Annotated in this window: 1 protein-coding gene; it reads right to left on the bottom strand. The window is 67.8% G+C overall.

The genetic code is table 11. The features are described from left to right. Positions 1-559, bottom strand: a 559-nt coding sequence (locus GP2_RS20870; RefSeq protein ID WP_040527729.1) for an IS30 family transposase, incomplete at both ends; no start/stop codon positions are given.

Raw genomic sequence — 559 nt, 5'->3', positions numbered from 1 at the left:
AGTCATCCATCCGAGCGACTTCCGAGGGCGCGTGTTCAGCGCGAATGCGACGGCTTCGATGTCTTCGGCGCTCCAGCGGGACAGGTCGGTGCCCTTCGGGAAGTACTGACGCAGCAGCCCGTTGGTGTTCTCGTTCGTGCCGCGCTGCCAGGGCGACTGCGGATCGGCGAAGAACACCGGGATGCCGGTTTCGACGCGGAACTGCGCGTGAGCGGACATCTCCTTGCCGCGGTCCCAGGTCAACGAGCGCGCCAGCTGCGCCGGCAGCGCCGACATCGTGTTGGCGAGAGCATTCTTCATCGTGATCGCGCCATAGCCGGCCAACGCCGGCCCGTTCTTCGGCGTCTCCTTGTGCCGATAGCCCTCTTCCCGCGGGAGATGGACGAGCAGCGTGTAACGGGTCTTGCGCTCGACGACCGTGCCGACCGCCGAGCGCTCCAACCCGATCAGCAGATCGCCTTCCCAGTGCCCGGGGACGGCGCGACCGTCGGCTTCCGCCGGTCGCTCGCTGATCAGCGTCTCCGGCGTGACATGCGCCCAGGTCTTGCGCCGCGACCGC

The sequence above is a fragment of the Gordonia paraffinivorans NBRC 108238 genome (assembly GCF_000344155.1).
Taxonomy (GTDB): domain Bacteria; phylum Actinomycetota; class Actinomycetes; order Mycobacteriales; family Mycobacteriaceae; genus Gordonia; species Gordonia paraffinivorans.
Note: the sequence above shows the minus strand (reverse complement) of the source record. Positions and strands in the feature narration are given on the sequence as shown.